At 61.3% G+C, this 457-nt stretch carries 1 protein-coding gene; it reads left to right on the top strand.

The genetic code is table 11. The features are described 5' to 3' along the window. Positions 1-71: 71 nt before the first annotated feature. The coding region (locus GO615_RS27980) for a DeoR family transcriptional regulator (protein ID WP_169133085.1) at positions 72-457 on the top strand (386 nt) is incomplete at its 3' end.

Here is a 457-nt window from a genome sequence, read left to right as displayed (position 1 = left end):
CAAATCGACGTTGCTAAACTCACAACATTGTAAGATCATTGTCAATCAGATAAGCAAGCTCGGCGACAAAAATGGCTGAAACCCCTAACGCACGACCAAGCGAGACACGCGTCCAGCGCCTGCAGAGGCTGCGCCGCGCCGTCGAATCGAGTGGTGCGCTGCACTTGAAGGACGCCGCCGAACTGCTCAAGGTCTCCGAAATGACGGTGCGACGTGACCTTGCCGGCGCGGAGGCTGCCCTCGCTTTGCTCGGCGGCTACGTCGTCAACGCGGCATCGCCGACCGGGATCAAGTACACGTTCGAGCAGGAGATCGACCAGCACACCCAGGACAAGCGTCTCGCCTGCCGGGCCGCGGCCGCCTCGATCAAGGAAGGCGATACGATCTTCATCGATTGCGGCACCACGATGCAGTCGCTGGCGGACTGCCTGCCCGAGGATCTGCCGCTCTCGGTGAT

The organism is Aromatoleum evansii, from assembly GCF_012910805.1.
Classification (GTDB): Bacteria; Pseudomonadota; Gammaproteobacteria; order Burkholderiales; family Rhodocyclaceae; genus Aromatoleum; species Aromatoleum evansii.
Note: the sequence above shows the minus strand (reverse complement) of the source record. Positions and strands in the feature narration are given on the sequence as shown.